The sequence below is a fragment of the Intestinimonas sp. genome, from assembly GCF_026169115.1.
In the GTDB taxonomy this organism is placed as follows: domain Bacteria; phylum Bacillota; class Clostridia; order Oscillospirales; family Oscillospiraceae; genus Intestinimonas.
The window spans coordinates 1-17213 of record NZ_JAPFEA010000129.1; the positions used below are offsets into that span (position 1 = coordinate 1).

Genomic DNA, 17213 nt, shown 5'->3' on the forward strand with positions numbered 1-17213 from the left:
CCAGCTTCTCCCCCTCGTAGTGAGGGGCGTCAGGCACCTCAAAGCAGAATTTGACCGCAACACAGGGATAGGGAAGCTCCAGCTTGGCAAGAAGCGCTTTCTTCTCATCGCTTAACATACTGTCACTCGCCTTTTTTCAAAACACTATTTAGGACCATTTTTAATCTTTCCAGGCCCTCTTCCACATATTTCGTAGGGCAGGCCAGATTCCAGCGTTCAAAACCAGCACCGTCCTCTCCAAAGATGTAGCCCTCATCAAAGAACAGATGAGCCTTCTCCCTCAACAGGTGAGCCAGTTCATGACACTCGATACCTAAAGCATTAAAGTCGATCCACAGTAGATAAGTACCCTCCAGTTTCATTACTTGGATCTGGGGAAACTCACGCGCAAGGAAGGTGATAATTATCTGGCGGTTGTGTTCAATCACAGCCTTGACCTGCTCTAACCATTCTTCGCACTTGGTATAAGCAATACGACAGCCCTCCAGTCCCAAAATATTGCACTTTGGGTTACCATCATCTTTCTGTTGCTCCTCGTAAAACTTCTGACGCAGTTCCGGGTTGGGAATGATGGCCAATGCGGTCTGGAGTCCGGCCAGGTTGAAGGTCTTGCTGGGAGCGGTGCAGGTGATAGTGTTCATGGCAAACTCGGGCGAGAGGGAGGCGAAGGGTATGTGCTTGTAACCAGGGCTCACAATATCGAAGTGGATTTCGTCGGAAACTACCAGCACATGATTTTCCAAGCAGATACGTCCAATGCGCTCCAGCTCCTCTCGACGCCAAACACGTCCGCTGGGGTTGTGGGGACTGCACAGGATGAGTAGCTTTGTATTGGGATCCTTGGCCTTGGTCTCGAAGTCAGTAAAGTCAATCTCGTAGGTGTCACCCATCCGGATCAGCTTGTTCTCTACCAAAACTCGATTATGGCGGGTAACAGCTGCGTACATGGGGTAGTATACCGGGGTCATGAGCATAACACCCTCCCCCTCCTGGGTAAAGGCCTTCACCGCTGTGAAGAAGCCGTTGATAACACCAGGCGTGTCCCGGATCCACTCAGTATCAATCTCCCAGCCATGGCGACGAGAGAGCCAACTTTTGGCCGCCTCCTTAAAAGCGATAGTGGGCTGGGCATAACCCAATACACTCTTGTCCAGGAATTGCTTGAGGCCCTCCACAATCTCCGGTGCCTCCACAAACTCCATGTCAGCCACTGAGAAGGGTATCACATTCTTCGGGAAAAACCCAAGGGTATCCTTGATCTCATTCCATTTTCCACTGCCCACATTTTCCCTTCGAATTACTGTCTCAAAATCGTATTTCATTCCACTAATACACTTCCATTTCATCCGGCGTACTGACATAGATACAATTATGGCATCGCCACTGTTTTATTTCCAAAAGATATTATCCGGCATAGTGGTAAAGGATTCGTGCCCATCCGTGGTAATCACATGGGTATCTTCCAAGTTGAACCCACCACAGACGGGAGCGTTTCCAGTACCGGAATATGGGGTCTCCAAGCAGACTACCATATTAGGCTCCAACACATAATCTGTACCTGGTGCAATGGTGGGATACTCTTCGGGGCCAACACCACTACCAATGGAGTGTCCCATATGCCCCCTTGGATACTTGGGTACCAAGCTGCTTTTTTCCACCTCTTCCCGGATAGCATGGTAAATATCTCGCATGGCAACTCCAGGCTTGAGCATGCCTACTCCTAACCGATTTGCACGGTAAAGGATATCATAGAGCTCAAGGGCCTCGTCCGGTGCAGTGCCACCTACAGCAAAAGTCCGTGCAATATCACTCCAGTATCCCAGATATTGATATCCGACATCGAACTTGATGATATCTCCAGCCTTGAGGATATACCCCCGGGGCATTCCACACAGGCCATAGTAAGGACCCGCCGCAGGGATAAAGGTATGACCACGGGAAGCAGTACCGTGCTCCAGGTTCAGCTTAGCGCCATAGTAAGTAAACATAGCATCGAGCTTCCAAGCTGGCATACCTGGTTTGATTTCCCCGATCATGGCACGCCAAGCCTTATCGGCCTCTTGGGCAGCCAGTTTGAGCATATCGATCTCCCACTGGCACTTGACTACCCGACAGTTACGGGTAACATTGGAACCATCTACCACCATGCCAGCGGGCAGTGCCTCGGTAAGAGCGGAGTAGAAATGATGGCTGACACCGCCCATTTCAATACCCACCTTACCATCCATAGGAGTATTTTTGATTAGATCAAGGCAAATGTGGATAATGGCATCCGGGTCCATCACATCACCTTTATCGCGGCGGGATTCCTCGCTACCATTATCAATAAAGACCCAAGACATGAACTCACGCACGTCTACATTCTGTGTGTTGGCATAGGCATCGGCACTTTCTAGTGTACTAATAAGCAGGTGAACATCACCCTCAGCGGGCACCACTGCCGCACTGCTACCCACAAGAGAAGTGTAACCCGTGGCATAAAATACATTATAGGGAGCCTGAAGGATCAGATAGCCTAATCCCTGCTTCTTCATTTCTGTCTGAATCTTGTGACAGAACCACCTCTGATCCCGTTTTGCGAGCATAGGGTGCAGACATTTTTCCAGCTTGTTGACCATGATAGATCTCCCTTCTTTGATTCGTATGGTGAATGTGTCAGCGACCTGACCTGATGGCCAAGCCACAATCTGGAATGGCACCTACTATAAATCAGCTATTGCTATGGGGCATATCACCCCGCTTTGCTCTGGCAGCCATAATCTTGTCTCCAAATCCAAAGCAGATGATGAGGGCCACAGCAAAATAGACAACCACAAAAATCGCCGCTATAGGTGTAAACTGCAGAATATTGAGCACCACAAATACGCCGATAATAAGAGTGCTGATACTACAAAATACCACACGGAGCATAGGAGAAGCAAAGTATTTGGAGAGCTTAGAAGCCTCCCAGCCTTCAGGATCTCCCCCAGGGAGCTTCAAGAACCCCCAAATGGGGATCAGCATAGGAATCAGTGTCACAGCAGAGGCCAGGCTCACAAGTTGGCCGATGTTCAGATTGAAAAGGTTGGGAATCAGTGCCATCAGCCAGAAAAGAACCATCAGAACCCAAGGAGTTCCGTGCTTGTTGCGTTTTCCCATAAAGGTAGGAAGCCAACCCTCATCCACACCGCGGATGATCGAGCTCCAATAGCGTTGATAATTGGCGTTGATGGTCGTAATGATCGCCAGAAGAGCACCCCCGACCACGAAAATCAGATATGCCTTGCCAGGATAAATGATCTGAGCCTGATAAGTCATAGGTTTACCAGCGATTTCAGCAATAGGTGCCACACCAGAGCCAACAAAGGACACCAAGCCAAAGGCCAAAAATGCACAGATGAAGGTAATAATGGTCATGCGAGGAATATTGCGCTTGGGGTTATCGATTTGGGGTCCAAAATTCACCAGGATTGTGCAGCCCCCCACTCCAAAAAGCACAGATGCACAGGCATCAAAGATTCCACGGGTTCCGCCATAAAGAATGCTTTCCTTACTGAACATACGCCCTAAATCGCATTTGGGCAGGCCTAGCAGGACAAAAGATACCAGAACACACAGAAGTATCGCAGTGATGACATTCTGTACCCTTGCAGAGCTCTTCAGGTCCAGCAGATTCAGCATGAAGAACAGAGTAATGATGAAGCAGGCCGCCGCTCTCACACTAATGGACGGGATAATACTGTTTACATAAGTTCCAAAAGCCACGCCCATATAAGCCTGGGCGAAGGCCGCAAAGATCTGACAGTAAAGCCAGAAACCTGCCATCTTTTTACTGACCCAGGAGGTCATGACATACTGAGGGCTCATTGCCGGATGGACCGTAGCAAAAAACATCGTTGGGAGATTAGTGACAAACATGACGAAGAACGCCAGCAAGTAAGCGATAATTACACCGCTCCCCGCCATGCCGATAGCCACGCCTGTGTTGGTGATAATACCAGCACCAATACAGGAGCCCATCGCCATAAAGAACAGGTCTTTGCCGTTGAGTTTTTTCATGGTTCTCTTCTCCTTTCAAGAACAGCTTCTTTCTTCCACACAGCCTCGCAAATAGTTTCGTAACGAAACCATTTATCTGGATATATCATAGCACAGAAAAAAATCACCGTCAATATATTGACAGTGATTGGGCGTTCTCTTAGCATATTTTATCTGTTTTTTATAAAATATCTTCTTCTTTCTTGTTAATAGTTTCTTAATGAAACTTTACGTATCTCATGCAAAGGTGCCATCAGCCTCCATATGCTTCTTTTCCAGGAACCGCACGCGGAGGGCAGTCACCTTATAAAAGCTCTCAATCTCCTCTAGAGTACAATCCGCTAGAAGAGCCTCAATCATCTCCATGGTCTTAATCCGGTCATAAGAACGATGGGCTTTGTCAAATTCCAATCCCTGCTCTGTTGGCTGGAAATAAACCCATTTCTTGTTGTCTCCTTTTTGTTGGCGCTGAATCAGGCCCTTGCTTTCCAGTTTTTTTAAAATCTTAGATACCGAACCTTTGGTGCGGAAGGTATAGGCTGCCATACCAGTAACAGTAGCTTCCCCATTTGCACAGATATAACTCAAGGTATGAGCCTCTACCTCTGACATCTGATAGCCATTGCCATAATCACGAACTCGCCCGGAATAGTTCTCCAGCAGCAGTCCATGACGATAAATGATATCTACTTTATCATTCAAGTCTTCAATGACCGTATGGAATCCCTTGTTCTCCAACTCTTTCTCGCTCACTGCTCCTGTCCTCCCATGCCTCAAATTGCTTTTTTCTTATGGAAGTCATCATAGCATAAATTTCAAACCTGAACAAGAAATCTACTGCAACTTATTCATTTTTATCCCCAAAATATACGGATGGCACCCATGCCAAGAGTGCCATCCGTAGTTTCATATTAGTGTAGATGGACCTCACTGCCGGAGGCCCGGGCCATTTCCTGCCAATGGTCCATGCGCCGCTGGAGGTCTGCCTTGCTCTCGGCATCCTCACGGAAGGCGATGAGTGTCCAGTCCATCTCCTTCAGCGCGGCAAAGAATTCATCAAACTTCTGGTAGGGCACCGAGATCATACGAAGACCCGCCGGGTAGGCTTTCCGCCGCTTCAGGCCATGGTAAAACCCCGTGGTGATGTGGTTTACCTTCCCGCTGATGATGGGGTAGGCATACATCCATGCACAGCTGATGACCGGGGAGGATTTGGATTCCCACAGATCACCGGAAATATAGCTGGTGGCCCGCATGATGATGTCCGCCTGGGGCAGGTCGGCCACAAAGAACAACAGATCCGGGTCAAAATCACACTGTTCCGCCGGGCAAAATTCCACATAGTTCACTGTGTGGGGCACCAGAACCGGCAGCTTCTGGTAAAGCTGCTGGCAGGCCACGGGGGTCTTGTAGCAGCCAAAGTCATATCCCGCCTGTCCGCTGGCGGTAACCGGAGGCTTGTCGATCATACCTAGGGACATCTTACCATAGCAGGCATCGTCATCCGCAGTGATGTAGAACTTCTCTCCTGTATCCTGGGCGTGCTTCACATATTGGCAGTAGGCCAGCTTCTCCCCCTCGTAGTGAGGGGCGTCAGGCACCTCAAAGCAGAATTTGACCGCAACACAGGGATAGGGAAGCTCCAGCTTGGCAAGAAGCGCTTTCTTCTCATCGCTTAACATAAAGAAGTCCTCACTTTCTTTGATAGATACGCGTTCGCCGGAGCCTTTACTTGCCCCGGCGAACGGTGTGTGGGAGTTGGCGGACAGAAACCTGTTCGCCATGGAAGGGAATCAAAACAAATTGCCCTGGGCATCGAAGGCCATTGGCACCGTCGGAGAGAGAACCTCCACATCGGGATGTCCCAATGCTTGGGGCAGGAGTGCCTGGGAAATCCAAATTTCACCCAGATGAAGCGTATCCTGGATACGAACCATCCGCATGCCGGAGCCATCAGACGCAGAGAGGGTACGTACCGCCGCCTGGATCGCCAAGCGGTCATTTTCAAAAAACATGGGCAGCTTGGCTGAGGCTGTAACCCCACTGGTGAGGCAGTTTGGATAGGTACTTTCCGGGTCCAACTTCTCAGCAACGCGCCGGGTCGTGATATCGGCCATCCCAATGCCCATGGCTGCGCCGTGGGTCTCTTTGGTGAGGTCAAGCACGATCACCCGTCTGGCCCGCTTGTCCCGGAGCATTTGAGGAATAGGCGCGTCGGGAAGATAGGTGTGGGTGACGTTGGGGTCCATGCCGGGGCCGCTGATGTTCTTGCCGATACGGTCCACCACCAGCACGTCCAAATCCTCAAAAAAGATCCGGGGGAGGAGGGCTTTGGCCCGTTCCAGCAATTCCGGCTCCCGGCGAAAAATCTCCCCGACCGTCAATGCTTTGACAGCACACACCCTGTCACAGGCGTTTTCTACTGTGGCCACGCCAAAGAGGATGGGGGCGTGCTTGATGGCCAAGGTCCCAAAAAGCTCCACCCGCTCAGCCATCGCGCCTGGCCCACCAGCATGGACGATCTCAGCTCCCTTCTGCTTGCCCAGACCCACAGCGGCCATTTTCAGAAGGCCACTCTCATATCGCCCCCGGAAGCCAGTATGGGGCTTGACCCGGTTAAAGAGGACGATGCCGTCAGCTTGGGCAGCTCTTTTGTCCATCCAGACCGGGTCTCCCTCTGGTGTGGCAGCCACCTGTGCCACCTCCATGGAGGAGTGGATGGGAGCGCCCATCGCCTCCTCAGTGATCCCATATCCGTTCAGGAGATCCTTTTGGCCCTCTGCTGTAGCGCCTCCGTGGCTCCCCATAGCGGGGACGACGAAGGGCTGCGCCCCCATTTCTTTCAGCGTGGTGATGAGTTGCCGCAGGAGAGGGACATAGGCGTCCAGCCCCCGGCTGCCAGCGGTAACCGCCACCTTCATACCGGGACGAACCTGGGCACGGATGCCGGTCCGCCCCAGCTCATGGACCAGCTCTGCCGCCGGATCAGGCAGGGACCAATCAGGGAAACGCTGATGTACCAGGGCCATATCAGGGAGCTGTACCGCCCGCAAGAGATTATGGACAGAGCCCATACGCCACCCCCTCTGTCAGCCCAGGAGATTGACAACACCAGTGGTGAGGAAGGGGAAGAAGGCCACCATCAGCAGTGCCAGGATGAGCACCCCAATAAAGGGAATGGCCGGCTTAACAATTTTGTCCATGGGCATGCCTGTCATGGACTGGGCCACGAAGACGTTGGCGCAGACAGGCGGTGTGCAGAAACCCACAGCCAGGGCCAGGTTCATGACCTGACCAAACTGGAGGGAGCTGACGCCTACGGCCTCGGCCACGCCCAGCAGTACAGGACTGAAGATGACGATAGCAGGCGTGGTCTGCATAAACATGCCGATGAGGAAGAGGATACACACAATCAGGAACATAACAATATAGGTGTTGGAGGAGATGCCCAGGAAGAACCCCGCGATGGCCTTGTTAACGCCCAGATAGGTGAAGATGAGACCAATGGCGGTAGCAGGGGCCACGGTCCACATCATACCGCCGGAGAAGGTAGCAGTGGCCCGGAACTCATCCCACAGCTGGCGGAAGGTAACCTCTTTATAAACAAAGCGGCCAATGATGATACCGTACACGGTGGCCACCACGGCAGACTCTGTGGCAGTCATGATGCCGGAGTAGATGCCGCCCAGAATGATGACAGGCATGAGAAGGGCCCATTTGGCGTCCCAGAAGCCCTTGAGCGCAGTCTTCAGGTGGAATTTGTTATTGCCCTTAATGCCGTGCTTTTTACAGTAGAGGTAGTTGACAAACATGAGCAGACCGCCTACCAAGGCGGCGGGAGCCAGGCCGGCAATAAAGAGATCTCCGATGGACTCATTGTTGGTGATGCCATAGACCACCATAGGATAGCTGGGGGGCACAATGATGCCCAGGCCGCCGGCCACGGCGCACATGCCCGTGGCATAGTATTTGTCATAACCGTTGCGGACCATTTCGGGGAGCATGATGGCGCCGATAGCGGCCACAGTGGCCACAGCAGAGCCAGAGACCGCGCCGAAGAACATACAAGCCAGAATGGTGACCATGCCCAGAGAGCCTGTGACGCCACCGATGCAGTTGTTGGCAGCGTTGACCAGGCGCTTGGAAATGCCGCCCTTGTCCATGATATTACCGCAGATCATGAAGAAAGGGAGGGCAATCATGGAGGAGGAGGCCACACCGGTGTAGAAGCTCTGGGCCAGGAAGGAGGCCGAAGTCACCGGGTTGACCAGGAGCATGAGGAAGCAGGGGAAAATAAGGCAGATGCCAATGGGTACACCGATGGCAAAGAAAATCACCATGGTACCAAACAGAATGAGCAGATCCATTTACTTCACCTCTCCTTTCTCACGGGCCACCCGCTCCTGGTACTCCCGCTCGCAGGCATCCAGATCAATGGAGGGCTTGGAGGCGCCCAGGCGCTTCTCATCCTCATGGAGCAGCTTGACAATATCAATGACCAGCTTGATACAGGAGATGACCAGGATCACCGGAATGAGCCAGTAGGTGATGGCCTTGGGGATACCCAGCAGGGGCGTCTTGGCCGTACCGATACTCTCAATGAGCTCCAGGAAGGGGAAGATGAGGTAGATGTTGAATGCCATAAAGACCAAATCGCTGAGGATAAGCAAAATCTTCTTGACCTTGAAGGGTACGACATCCAGCAGGGCGTCGATGCGCAGATTTTTCCGATAGGTGACCGCACTGGAAACGCCCAGATAGGTCATCCAGACAAAGAGGAGAACAGAGAGCTCCTCCGTCCAGGTAAAGGAGTGGTTGAACAGCTTTCGTGTCACGACCTGTACAAACAGCAGCAGCATAATGGCAATGAAGATCACAGCGCTGGCATACTGGTCCACATTTTCCAAAATCTTTTTCCAGTTCACACGTTTCTTTTCCATAATGAAAGCGTCATTCCCTTCTCTTTTAGGGATGAGACAGCCGAGCCGAGAGATCGGCTCGGCTGTCAATGCAAAATCAGTTCAAATGGGAATCCGGTTATTTGCCCATAGCGGCCATCAGAGCGTCATAGCGCTCACTGCCCATGATCTCCTCGGCCTTGGTCCAGCAGGAGCTTGCAGCCTCCTGGAAGTCAGCCATCTCCTCGTCGGTGGGCGCATAGATGGTCATGCCCTCGGCCTCCAGCATCTCCTGATACTCCGCCTCAGCGGACTCAGCAGCGGTCTTGGAGGCGGCGGTAGCGGCCTCGTTGGCCCTGTCAATGGCAGCCTTCTGGGTATCAGAAAGGCCATTGTAGACGTCGGCATTCATGAATACGAAGGTGGAGGTGTAGGAGTGGCGGGTCAGACAGGCATAGGGGTTTACCTCAAAGAATTTGTTGCTGTAAATGGTGGAAAGGGGGTTCTCCTGGGCGTCCACCATCTTGGTCTGAAGGGCGGAGTAGAGCTCACTGATGGGCACGCTGGTGACGGTACAGCCCATGGCTTCCATGGCGGCGATCTGGAGGGCGTCGTCCATGGTGCGGATCTTCAGTCCCTTCATGTCAGCCACGGTCTGAATAGGCTTGGAGGCGGTGACATTGCGGAAGCCGATGGAGATATAGGCCAGAGGCTTGACGCCGCTGACATCCTGCTCCAGCTGGTCCTTCATGGCCTGACCGATCTCACCCTCCAGAACAGAGTGAACCTCGTCATAGTTGGTGTAGAGATAGGGCACATTCAGCTCAGCAAAGGCATCGGAATAGGATGCCCAGTTTCCGGTGGTGAAGTGAGCCACCTCAAAGGCGCCGGTCTGAATACCGTTGACAATGGCATCGGTGCCGGAAGCCAGCTGGCTGTCAGGGTAGAGGTCAATTTGAATGGTGCCGCCGGACTCGGCCTCCACAGTGTCGATCCAGGTCATCAAGCCAGCAGCCATACCGGTCTTTCGCTCCTCCAACTCGGAGTTGGCCACCACGGAGGCCATGCGCAGGGTGACAGTTTTCTCCCCAGCGGAGCCGGTGCCCTCGGGAGCGGGGTCTTTACTCCCGGAACCGCCGCAGGCGGCCAGAGGCAGCGCCAGAGCAAAAGTCAGAGTCAGAGCAAGGATTCTTTTCTTCATGATACGGTTCTCCTCTCCATAAATCCAAAAAATAGACGTGAAGTTGCTGCTCTTTCGAGGCTGGATCCTTTGTGTCATGTGTTGTGCTCAAGTGCTGTATTTCTGTCTTCCTGTTATACAGGCATATTAGCATACATTACGGCATTTGACAACAGGTTTTTGCTTTAGCGAAATAAAATCCCCATTTTCGACAAAGATATCCCCCTGGTTTTGAACATGTTCACAACAGTTTTCTCTCGCCCCTTCTCAATATAGTTGCAAATAAAATACAAAAAACAACAAAGAATTTGTAAAAGCTCTATCTATATGAAAATTTTTCTTGCCTTTTGATCCTTCCCGTGCTATACTTTCTTTAACATGTAAAGTTGTTTTACAACTAGATAGCTTTAGCCTTAGGAGGCAAGTAATGAAAAAACTTGTTAAAACCAATCTGACCGATCAGATTTTCAACTACATTCAGGAAGAGATCATCAAGGGGACCTGGAAGCCCGGAGAGAAACTGCCATCGGAAAACGAGCTCTCAGAGTCGCTTGGTGTGAGTCGTATGTCCCTGCGCAGCGCCATCCAGCGGTGCAGCGCCATGGGGCTCACCGAAACCCGGGTAGGGGAGGGCACCTTTGTACGCAGCTTCAACCTCCGCTCCTATTTCAGCGAGCTCTACCGCATGAAGCTATTGGGCCGGGACCCCAACGAAATCAACGATCTGCGCTGTGTTCTCCAAATCGCCAGCGCCCGCCTGGCCATCGCGGACGGCATTGCCGAAAGCGATCTCCAGGTCCTCATTGATTTAAGCAAAACGATGGAGCAGGCTGCCGCTGATAGCGATATGGACACCTTTCACGAGGCTGATATTCAGTTCCACCGTGCGGTCTGTGAGCTGTGTAAAAATGAGCTTCTCTTTATGATCTATGATGCAGTGGAGTCCCTTATGGACGACGTGACCCGCGAGAATGTGGAACGTTCTGTCCGCAGCACCTCCAGCTTCGACCTGGTCCTCAGCCACCACCGGGAAATGCTGGAGAGCCTGTGTGCCAGAGATATGGAGCGTTTTACCAAAGCTCAGATGGACTCCCGGGAGCGCTCCCGGCGCTACTACGCATCCTCTCAACAGAATGCCTGAGCCACCTGGCAGCCCTACCTGGAATACATGGGTTTGCCCTCCAAAAAATATTCTGCGCCCTGTTGACAAAGCCTCGCCTTTCTGTTAGTATGCTTGTATAACAAGCTTACATCATGTGTGAGCACCCTTCTGTCCTTCCTGTTAAAAAGTGATTGGGAGTGTGCGTCATTATGAAGATCACCAGCGTAAATGTCATTGAATGTAAGCCCAACGTCATGGGCAAGGTCATCTGTGTCCGGATCAATACCGACCACAAGGATATCTATGGCTATGGCGAGGTTGGCCTGTCTTACGGCAAAGCCCACTATGCCGGCGTGGGCATCGCCCGGGATTTCGGCGAGATCATTGTGGGGATGGACCCGCTCAAGCCCGAGCTCATTTGGGAGACCATCTTCCGCACCACGTTCTGGGGCATGGGCGGCGGCACCGTCATCAACGCCGGCATGAGCGCCATCGACACGGCTCTTTGGGACATCATGGGCAAAGCCTATGGCGTGCCCGTCTATCAGCTTCTGGGCGGCAAGACCAACGAGCGCATCCGGGCCTATGCCAGCCAGCTCCAGTTCGGCTGGGGCCCCGAGCATCTCTTCCTCACCGATCCCAAGGATTATGCCAAGGCCACCGAGGACGCCCTCGCCGACGGCTATGATGCCATTAAGGTGGACCCCATGGGCGTCACCGATGAGGGCAAGTGGGCCCGCGAGGCCACCAATCCCAACTGGAAGATGCGGGGCAAGCTCAGCGAAAAAATGCTGGACACCTGCTACAAGCGCACCGAGGCCATGCGGAAGGCCGGCGGTGAAAACCTCGACATCATCATCGAGACCCACTCCTACCCCGACATGAACACCGGCATCCAACTGGGCCAGCGCCTGGAGCCCCTGAACATCTACTACTATGAAGAGCCCTGCAATCCCCTGAACGTGGAAAATATGCTGGAGATCCACAAGGCACTCCCCCATGTGGCACTAGCCAGCGGCGAGCGCATCTATACCCGTTGGGGCTTCCGTGAGTTCCTGGAGAAGCATGTCCTCCAGGTGATCCAGCCTGATCTCACCATCTGCGGCGGCATCTCTGAGACCAAGAAAATCTGTGACATGGCCAACATCTATGACGCCGCTGTTCAGCTCCACATCTGCGGCGGCCCCATCGCCACTGCCGCCAGTCTCCAGGTGGAGGCTGTTATCCCCAACTTCCTCATCCACGAGGTTCACGAGGGCGCCATCAAGAAGGACATGCGGGATTTGGGCATGTACGAGGACATCAAGCCCGTGGGCGGCTACTACGATGTCCCTGACCGTCCCGGTATCGGCCAAGAGCTCTCCCAGAAGGCTTTGGATGAGGCCGAAAACGTCTATACCTGCCAGTAACCTCCTTTTTATTCCGTACTCTGCACAGCACAGGACAATTCCTTATCTATGCAAAGACAGGCCCTCCGGCATGAGCCGGAGGGCCTGTTCTGTTTTCCGCGTTCTCTTGGCTCACATACGTCCCTTCCGCTGGAGGCGGATATCGTCCCCGAAGAAGGGGAGGACCCGGTATTCTCCCTCCAGGCGGGAGGCGATCTGGGGGCTGTACCGCCCCCGCACGTCGTCCATGGTCAGGTTGGAGCTGATGACCGTCCGCTTCTCCGCCGTCAGCCGGCTGTTCACCAGCTGATAGAGGGCCGACTGGACAAAGGGAGTGGTCATCTCACTGCCCAGGTCGTCCAGGATGAGCAGGTCGCACCGGAGATACCGCCGGGTGTCCGCCCGGGCCGCCCGGGCGTCCTCCTCGTCCCGGGAGAATTTCAGCGCCTCGAACCGGGCGAAGACCTCTCCCGCCGTGTCGTAGACCACAGAAAAGCCGTTTTCCGACACGGTCCGGGCGATGCAGGCCGAGAGGAAGGTCTTGCCCAGACCGGTGCTGCCGCTGAGAAAGAGGTCGTTGAAGTAGTAGCGCCCGAAATTCTGGGCATAATCCCGGCAGATCTTCAACACCTTCTCCATGTTCTCCCGGGGGGACCGGCCCCAGGCCGGCCACACCTCGGGGGAGTAGCACCCCAGGTCAAAGCGGTCAAAGGACTGCTCGCCCAGGTCCAGGAGCCGGGAGAGCTCCCGGATCTGCTCCTGGGTGCACAACACCTTCAGGCAGTCGCACATGTCGGAGCCCACCCAGCCCGAGTCCCCGCACCGGGCGCACAGGGGCTTGTCGTCCAGGGCGTCGGCGGGGAAGCCGTGGCCGGTGAGCAGTGCGGCCCGCTCCCGCTGGAGGTCTTGGTTGTTCCGCCGGATCTCCGCCACCTGGGCGGCGGGGTCGCCCCCCTCCCGGAGGGCGGCGGCGATGACCTGGGCCATGGTCCGGCGGAGCAGGCCGTCGATCTCGGCCACCCTGGGCAGCTGGCCGTACACCTGCCGCCGCAGGGCCTCCTGCCGGGCCTGCCGCTCCTCCCGCCGGGCGGACAGCCGGGCCTGGGCCCGGCGGAGCACATTGGAGCTGTATGACATGGCTTACTCCTTTCTCCCGGTCTCGGCCAGGAACCGATCCATCCAGTCCATATCCTCCTTGAGCCGCTCCACCGCACGGCCGGTGGGCTGGGCGCCGGGGCCCTTGGCCGCCGGCGTGCGGGCCGGCTGGTCCTTGGGCCAGGCCGAATCCCCCGTCTCCACCTGCTGCCGGGTGTGGAGGCCCTTCTGGTGCCAGCTGCGCAGGATGGAGTTCATGTACTGCCAGTGGAGGGAGCCCTTTTTGAGGATGGTCTTCTCATAGGCCAGGGCGATGGTCTCGTCGTCAAAGCCCATCTCGATCCAGGCGTTGATGTACTTCCGCTCGCCCTCCACCGGCACCCGGCCGGAGATGCCCAGCAGGGGCAGCAGCCGGGCCTCCCGGCTGCGGAGGGCGGAGAGGGCCCGGACGTGGGCGTCGGCTGCCTCGGGGGTGTCCACCCCCAGCCGCCGCCACACAAAGGCCTCCTTGCGGAGCTGGGACATCCGGGGCTTTCGGCCCGGACCGTACTTCCGCTCGGTCTCCTCGATGCACCAGGTGGTCAGCAGCAGGATGACCTCCGCCGGCAGGGCCAGATAGTCGAACATGGTATAGAGCATTTTGAGGTCGGAGGTGGAGAGGACCTTCCCCAGCCGCCGCTCCAGCTCCCGGACCAGGTGGGGGAAGGCCCCAGGGCCCTCCATCTCCCGGGCGATGTCGGCGGCGGTGTAGTCCGGGGGGCCGTCCGGCTCCGGCGGCGCCGGGGCAGGGGAGAGGTCGGCCTCCTTCCGGGCCAGGCCCAGGTCGACCAGCTGGGTGTAGGTGGTGGAGATCCGGTCCGCCGACCAGCCCAGGGCCTTCCGCACCCCCTCGGCGTCGAACTGTCCCCCCTGCCGGAGGAGCTGGAGGTAGAGCAGCGCGGCGTCCCCGCTGCCGGTGCGGACCAGGCGCTCCGCCGCCGACGACGTCATGGACAATATCCCGCCTGGGAGCAGCACCCCTGCCGCCATCGCCATCTCCTCCTTCCGTCTTTTTTCGCAGAACCTATTCTATCTCAAAATCCGTCGGAAGGAAAGACAAATTTCTCCCAGCGCCCCGCCGCAGCCCCCGGAAAGGGCGGCCGCCCCTTGTCCCGGCGGGTGGAATTATGATATAATGTTTTCCAAACATCCCGACTCCGGCCTGCGGGCACGCTCCCGCCGCCGGAGCACACCCACACGATCGTACAGACAGGGGAGGGCCCGTCATGAAAAACAAGATCACAGTCAACATCGCCGGTCAGAGCTACACTCTGGTGGCCGCCGAGGACGCGGCCTATATGGAAAAGGTGGCGTCCCATGTGGACGCCAAGATCCAGGAGGTTCTGGACTCGTCCAGGGTCTCTCTGGTGGACGGAGCCATGCTGGGCGCCCTCAACATCGCCGACGAGTACTTCAAGGAGGTGGAGGCCTCCGAAAACCTGCGCCGCCAGCTCAAGGAGTACCTGGAGGAGGCCACGCAGCTGAAAATGGAGCTCTCCGAGGCCAAGCGGGAGATCTTCAAGCTCCAGAACAAGAAATAAATCAAAAAACAGGGCAGACTTTTTGTGGTCGCAGGGCCTCTTGACTGCCCACCAAAGCACACCCCAGGCGCACCCTCATCCGTCATTTGCTCCGCAAATGCCACCTTCCCCCTGATAGGGGGAAGGTCTGAAAAAGGGCTGTCCATAAAACCTTCCCCCTGGAAGGGGGAAGGTGGCGGCGCAGCCGCCGGATGAGGGTGCGTTTGGTAGGTGGTTTGGCGCGCCCCACAATTACCATGTAGGGGCGCACCTGTGTGTGCGCCCAGGCTGATACACAGGTCGGCCCTACGGTGGGCAATGAGGGCGGGTGTGCCGGACCGATGAGGACATCGGCCCCTACGCCGGCGTTGCGGCGGTTTTGCAGGGGCGGCGATCTGCCGCCCGCAGAACGGGTGCGGTATCACGCCCCCGCGTCATGCTGAGCGGGAGTGAAGCATCCGTTCTCCCGGCCTTTTTCAAAATAGAAGGACTCCCTCCGTCGCCTGAGGCGACAGCTCCCTCCAAGAGGGAGATAACGGATTCTTCGGCTTTGCCTCAGAATGACGGGCGGGAAGGCAGGTTTGCGGGCGGATGTCATCCGCCTCTACCCCATCCCCGGAGCGTGATTTGGCGCACAAGTAAGGGGCCCCGGCAAAAGGCGGAACCCCTTTTGACTTCACATCCTCGGGGCAAGTGAATTGCCCCTGCGGCAAGGTTTTGGGCACAACCCAAAACCCTTGTGCGGCGCGCTGCGCCGGGCCGGTCCTTGCCGGCCTGCGGCGGTGACGGCCCACATCATCTTTCCCCTTTGGAGGACTTTACCATGTTGGAACTGCTCGCCCCCGCCGGGTCGCCGGAAGCCGTCACCGCCGCCATCCAGGCCGGCGCGGACGCGGTCTATCTGGGCTACGGGGACTTTAACGCCCGCCGCAACGCCAAGAACTTCTCCCTGGAGGAGCTGGCCTCGGCGGTTTCTTACTGCCACGTCCGTGGGGCCAAGGTCTACCTGACCCTTAACACTCTGGTCACGGACCGGGAGCTCCCCGCCGCCGCCCAGGTGGCCGCCCAGGCCGCCGAGGTGGGGGTGGACGCCGTCCTCATCCAGGACCTGGGCGTCCTGCGGATGCTCCGTCAGGCCGCCCCCGGCCTGGCCGTCCACGGCTCCACCCAGCTCACCGTCCACTCCCTGGACGGCGTGCGCCGCTGCGCCGAGCTGGGCATGTCCCGGGTGGTCCTCTCCCGGGAGCTCTCCCGGGACGCCATTGAGCACATCTGCCTCCATTCCCCCATTGAGATCGAGACCTTTGTCCACGGCGCTTTGTGCATGTGCTACTCCGGCCAGTGTTACTTCTCCTCCGTCATCGGGGGCCGGTCGGGAAACCGGGGCCTGTGCGCCCAGCCCTGCCGACTCAAGTACGGCTGGGGCCGTAGGGCCGACGGCAACCCCCTCTCCCTCCGGGACATGTCCCTGGCCGGCTACATCCAGGACCTCAAAAAGGTGGGGGTCAAATGCCTGAAAATCGAGGGGCGGATGAAGCGGCCGGAGTACGTCTCGGTGGTGGCCGGGGTCTACGCACGGGCCATCCGCGAGGACCGGGAGCCCACCGACCAGGAGCTCCGGGATCTGGAGGCCGCCTTCTCCCGCCAGGGCTTCACTGACGGCTACTACCTGGACCAAAAGGGCCCCGACATGTTCGGCGTTCGGGAGGAGACCCCCGAGCCCCGTGAGCTCTTCGCCCAGGCCCGGAGCCAGTACCAGAGCGGGGAGCTGCCCCGGGTGGATGTGACCTTTTACGCCATGGTCCGCCCTGGGGAGCCGGTCCAGGTGGGGGTCAAGGACGGGGAGGGCCGGGTGGCCACCGCCGCCGGTCCCGTCCCCGAGCGGGCCCGCACCAGGCCCCTCACCGCCGAGGCGGTGGAAAAGCAGCTCGCCCGCACCGGCGGCACCCCCTCCCGCGGCAGCCCTGGAGCTGA

15 protein-coding genes are annotated in these 17213 nt (G+C 56.4%); 4 read left to right on the forward strand and 11 right to left on the reverse strand.

Features of this window, described 5'->3' with window-relative positions:
* Positions 1 to 122 precede the first annotated feature (122 nt).
* The 9 genes from Q0Y09_RS11015 to Q0Y09_RS11055 form a co-directional block, all read right to left on the reverse strand.
* Positions 123 to 1322, reverse strand: coding sequence for a MalY/PatB family protein (locus Q0Y09_RS11015; RefSeq protein ID WP_297721453.1), 1200 nt, complete (start codon positions 1320 to 1322; stop codon positions 123 to 125).
* Between the two features lie 66 nt (positions 1323 to 1388).
* On the reverse strand, positions 1389 to 2618 hold the full coding sequence (locus Q0Y09_RS11020; protein ID WP_297721457.1) for a Xaa-Pro peptidase family protein: 1230 nt from the start codon (positions 2616 to 2618) through the stop codon (positions 1389 to 1391).
* A gap of 91 nt (positions 2619 to 2709) precedes the next feature.
* Entirely contained in the window at positions 2710 to 4038 is a 1329-nt protein-coding gene (locus tag Q0Y09_RS11025) for an APC family permease (protein WP_297721461.1), read from the reverse strand.
* Between the two features lie 216 nt (positions 4039 to 4254).
* A complete protein-coding gene (locus Q0Y09_RS11030) occupies positions 4255 to 4770 on the reverse strand; it encodes a MarR family transcriptional regulator (RefSeq protein ID WP_297721464.1) in 516 nt (171 codons plus the stop codon).
* A 158-nt stretch (positions 4771 to 4928) separates the two neighbouring features.
* Positions 4929 to 5699 (reverse strand): DUF169 domain-containing protein, encoded by a 771-nt coding sequence (locus tag Q0Y09_RS11035; RefSeq protein ID WP_297721467.1) that lies wholly within the window; start codon positions 5697 to 5699, stop codon positions 4929 to 4931.
* A 111-nt stretch (positions 5700 to 5810) separates the two neighbouring features.
* The gene (locus Q0Y09_RS11040; RefSeq protein ID WP_297721471.1) at positions 5811 to 7046 is read right to left on the reverse strand and encodes a lactate racemase domain-containing protein; all 1236 of its coding nucleotides are present in this window, start codon (positions 7044 to 7046) and stop codon (positions 5811 to 5813) included.
* Between the two features lie 60 nt (positions 7047 to 7106).
* On the reverse strand, positions 7107 to 8384 hold the full coding sequence (locus Q0Y09_RS11045; protein WP_297721474.1) for a TRAP transporter large permease: 1278 nt from the start codon (positions 8382 to 8384) through the stop codon (positions 7107 to 7109).
* Positions 8385 to 8957, reverse strand: a complete 573-nt coding sequence (locus Q0Y09_RS11050; protein ID WP_297721477.1) for a TRAP transporter small permease — start codon at positions 8955 to 8957, stop codon at positions 8385 to 8387.
* A gap of 97 nt (positions 8958 to 9054) precedes the next feature.
* Positions 9055 to 10116, reverse strand: coding sequence for a TRAP transporter substrate-binding protein (locus Q0Y09_RS11055; RefSeq protein ID WP_297721479.1), 1062 nt, complete (start codon positions 10114 to 10116; stop codon positions 9055 to 9057).
* 406 nt (positions 10117 to 10522) lie between these two features.
* Between Q0Y09_RS11055 and Q0Y09_RS11060 the strand changes: the two genes are divergently transcribed.
* Together Q0Y09_RS11060 and Q0Y09_RS11065 are read left to right on the forward strand one after the other, a co-directional pair.
* Positions 10523 to 11236: a GntR family transcriptional regulator gene (locus Q0Y09_RS11060; protein ID WP_297721482.1), complete on the forward strand. Its 714-nt coding sequence runs from the start codon at positions 10523 to 10525 to the stop codon at positions 11234 to 11236.
* 170 nt (positions 11237 to 11406) lie between these two features.
* On the forward strand, positions 11407 to 12606 hold the full coding sequence (locus tag Q0Y09_RS11065) for a mandelate racemase/muconate lactonizing enzyme family protein (protein WP_297721485.1): 1200 nt from the start codon (positions 11407 to 11409) through the stop codon (positions 12604 to 12606).
* Between the two features lie 111 nt (positions 12607 to 12717).
* Here the strand turns inward: Q0Y09_RS11065 and Q0Y09_RS11070 are convergent, their stop codons facing one another.
* Positions 12718 to 13722 (reverse strand): ATP-binding protein, encoded by a 1005-nt coding sequence (locus Q0Y09_RS11070; RefSeq protein WP_297721488.1) that lies wholly within the window; start codon positions 13720 to 13722, stop codon positions 12718 to 12720.
* Between the two features lie 3 nt (positions 13723 to 13725).
* The gene (locus Q0Y09_RS11075; protein WP_297721491.1) at positions 13726 to 14709 is read right to left on the reverse strand and encodes a DnaD domain protein; all 984 of its coding nucleotides are present in this window, start codon (positions 14707 to 14709) and stop codon (positions 13726 to 13728) included.
* Positions 14710 to 14945: 236 nt separating this feature from the next.
* Here Q0Y09_RS11075 and Q0Y09_RS11080 point away from each other — a divergent pair, with 236 nt between their 5' ends.
* Positions 14946 to 15260 carry a cell division protein ZapA gene (locus Q0Y09_RS11080; RefSeq protein ID WP_297721494.1) on the forward strand — a complete coding sequence of 105 codons (315 nt, stop codon included), beginning with the start codon at positions 14946 to 14948 and terminating at the stop codon, positions 15258 to 15260.
* Between the two features lie 802 nt (positions 15261 to 16062).
* The coding region (locus tag Q0Y09_RS11085) for a U32 family peptidase (RefSeq protein ID WP_297721497.1) at positions 16063 to 17213 on the forward strand (1151 nt) is incomplete at its 3' end.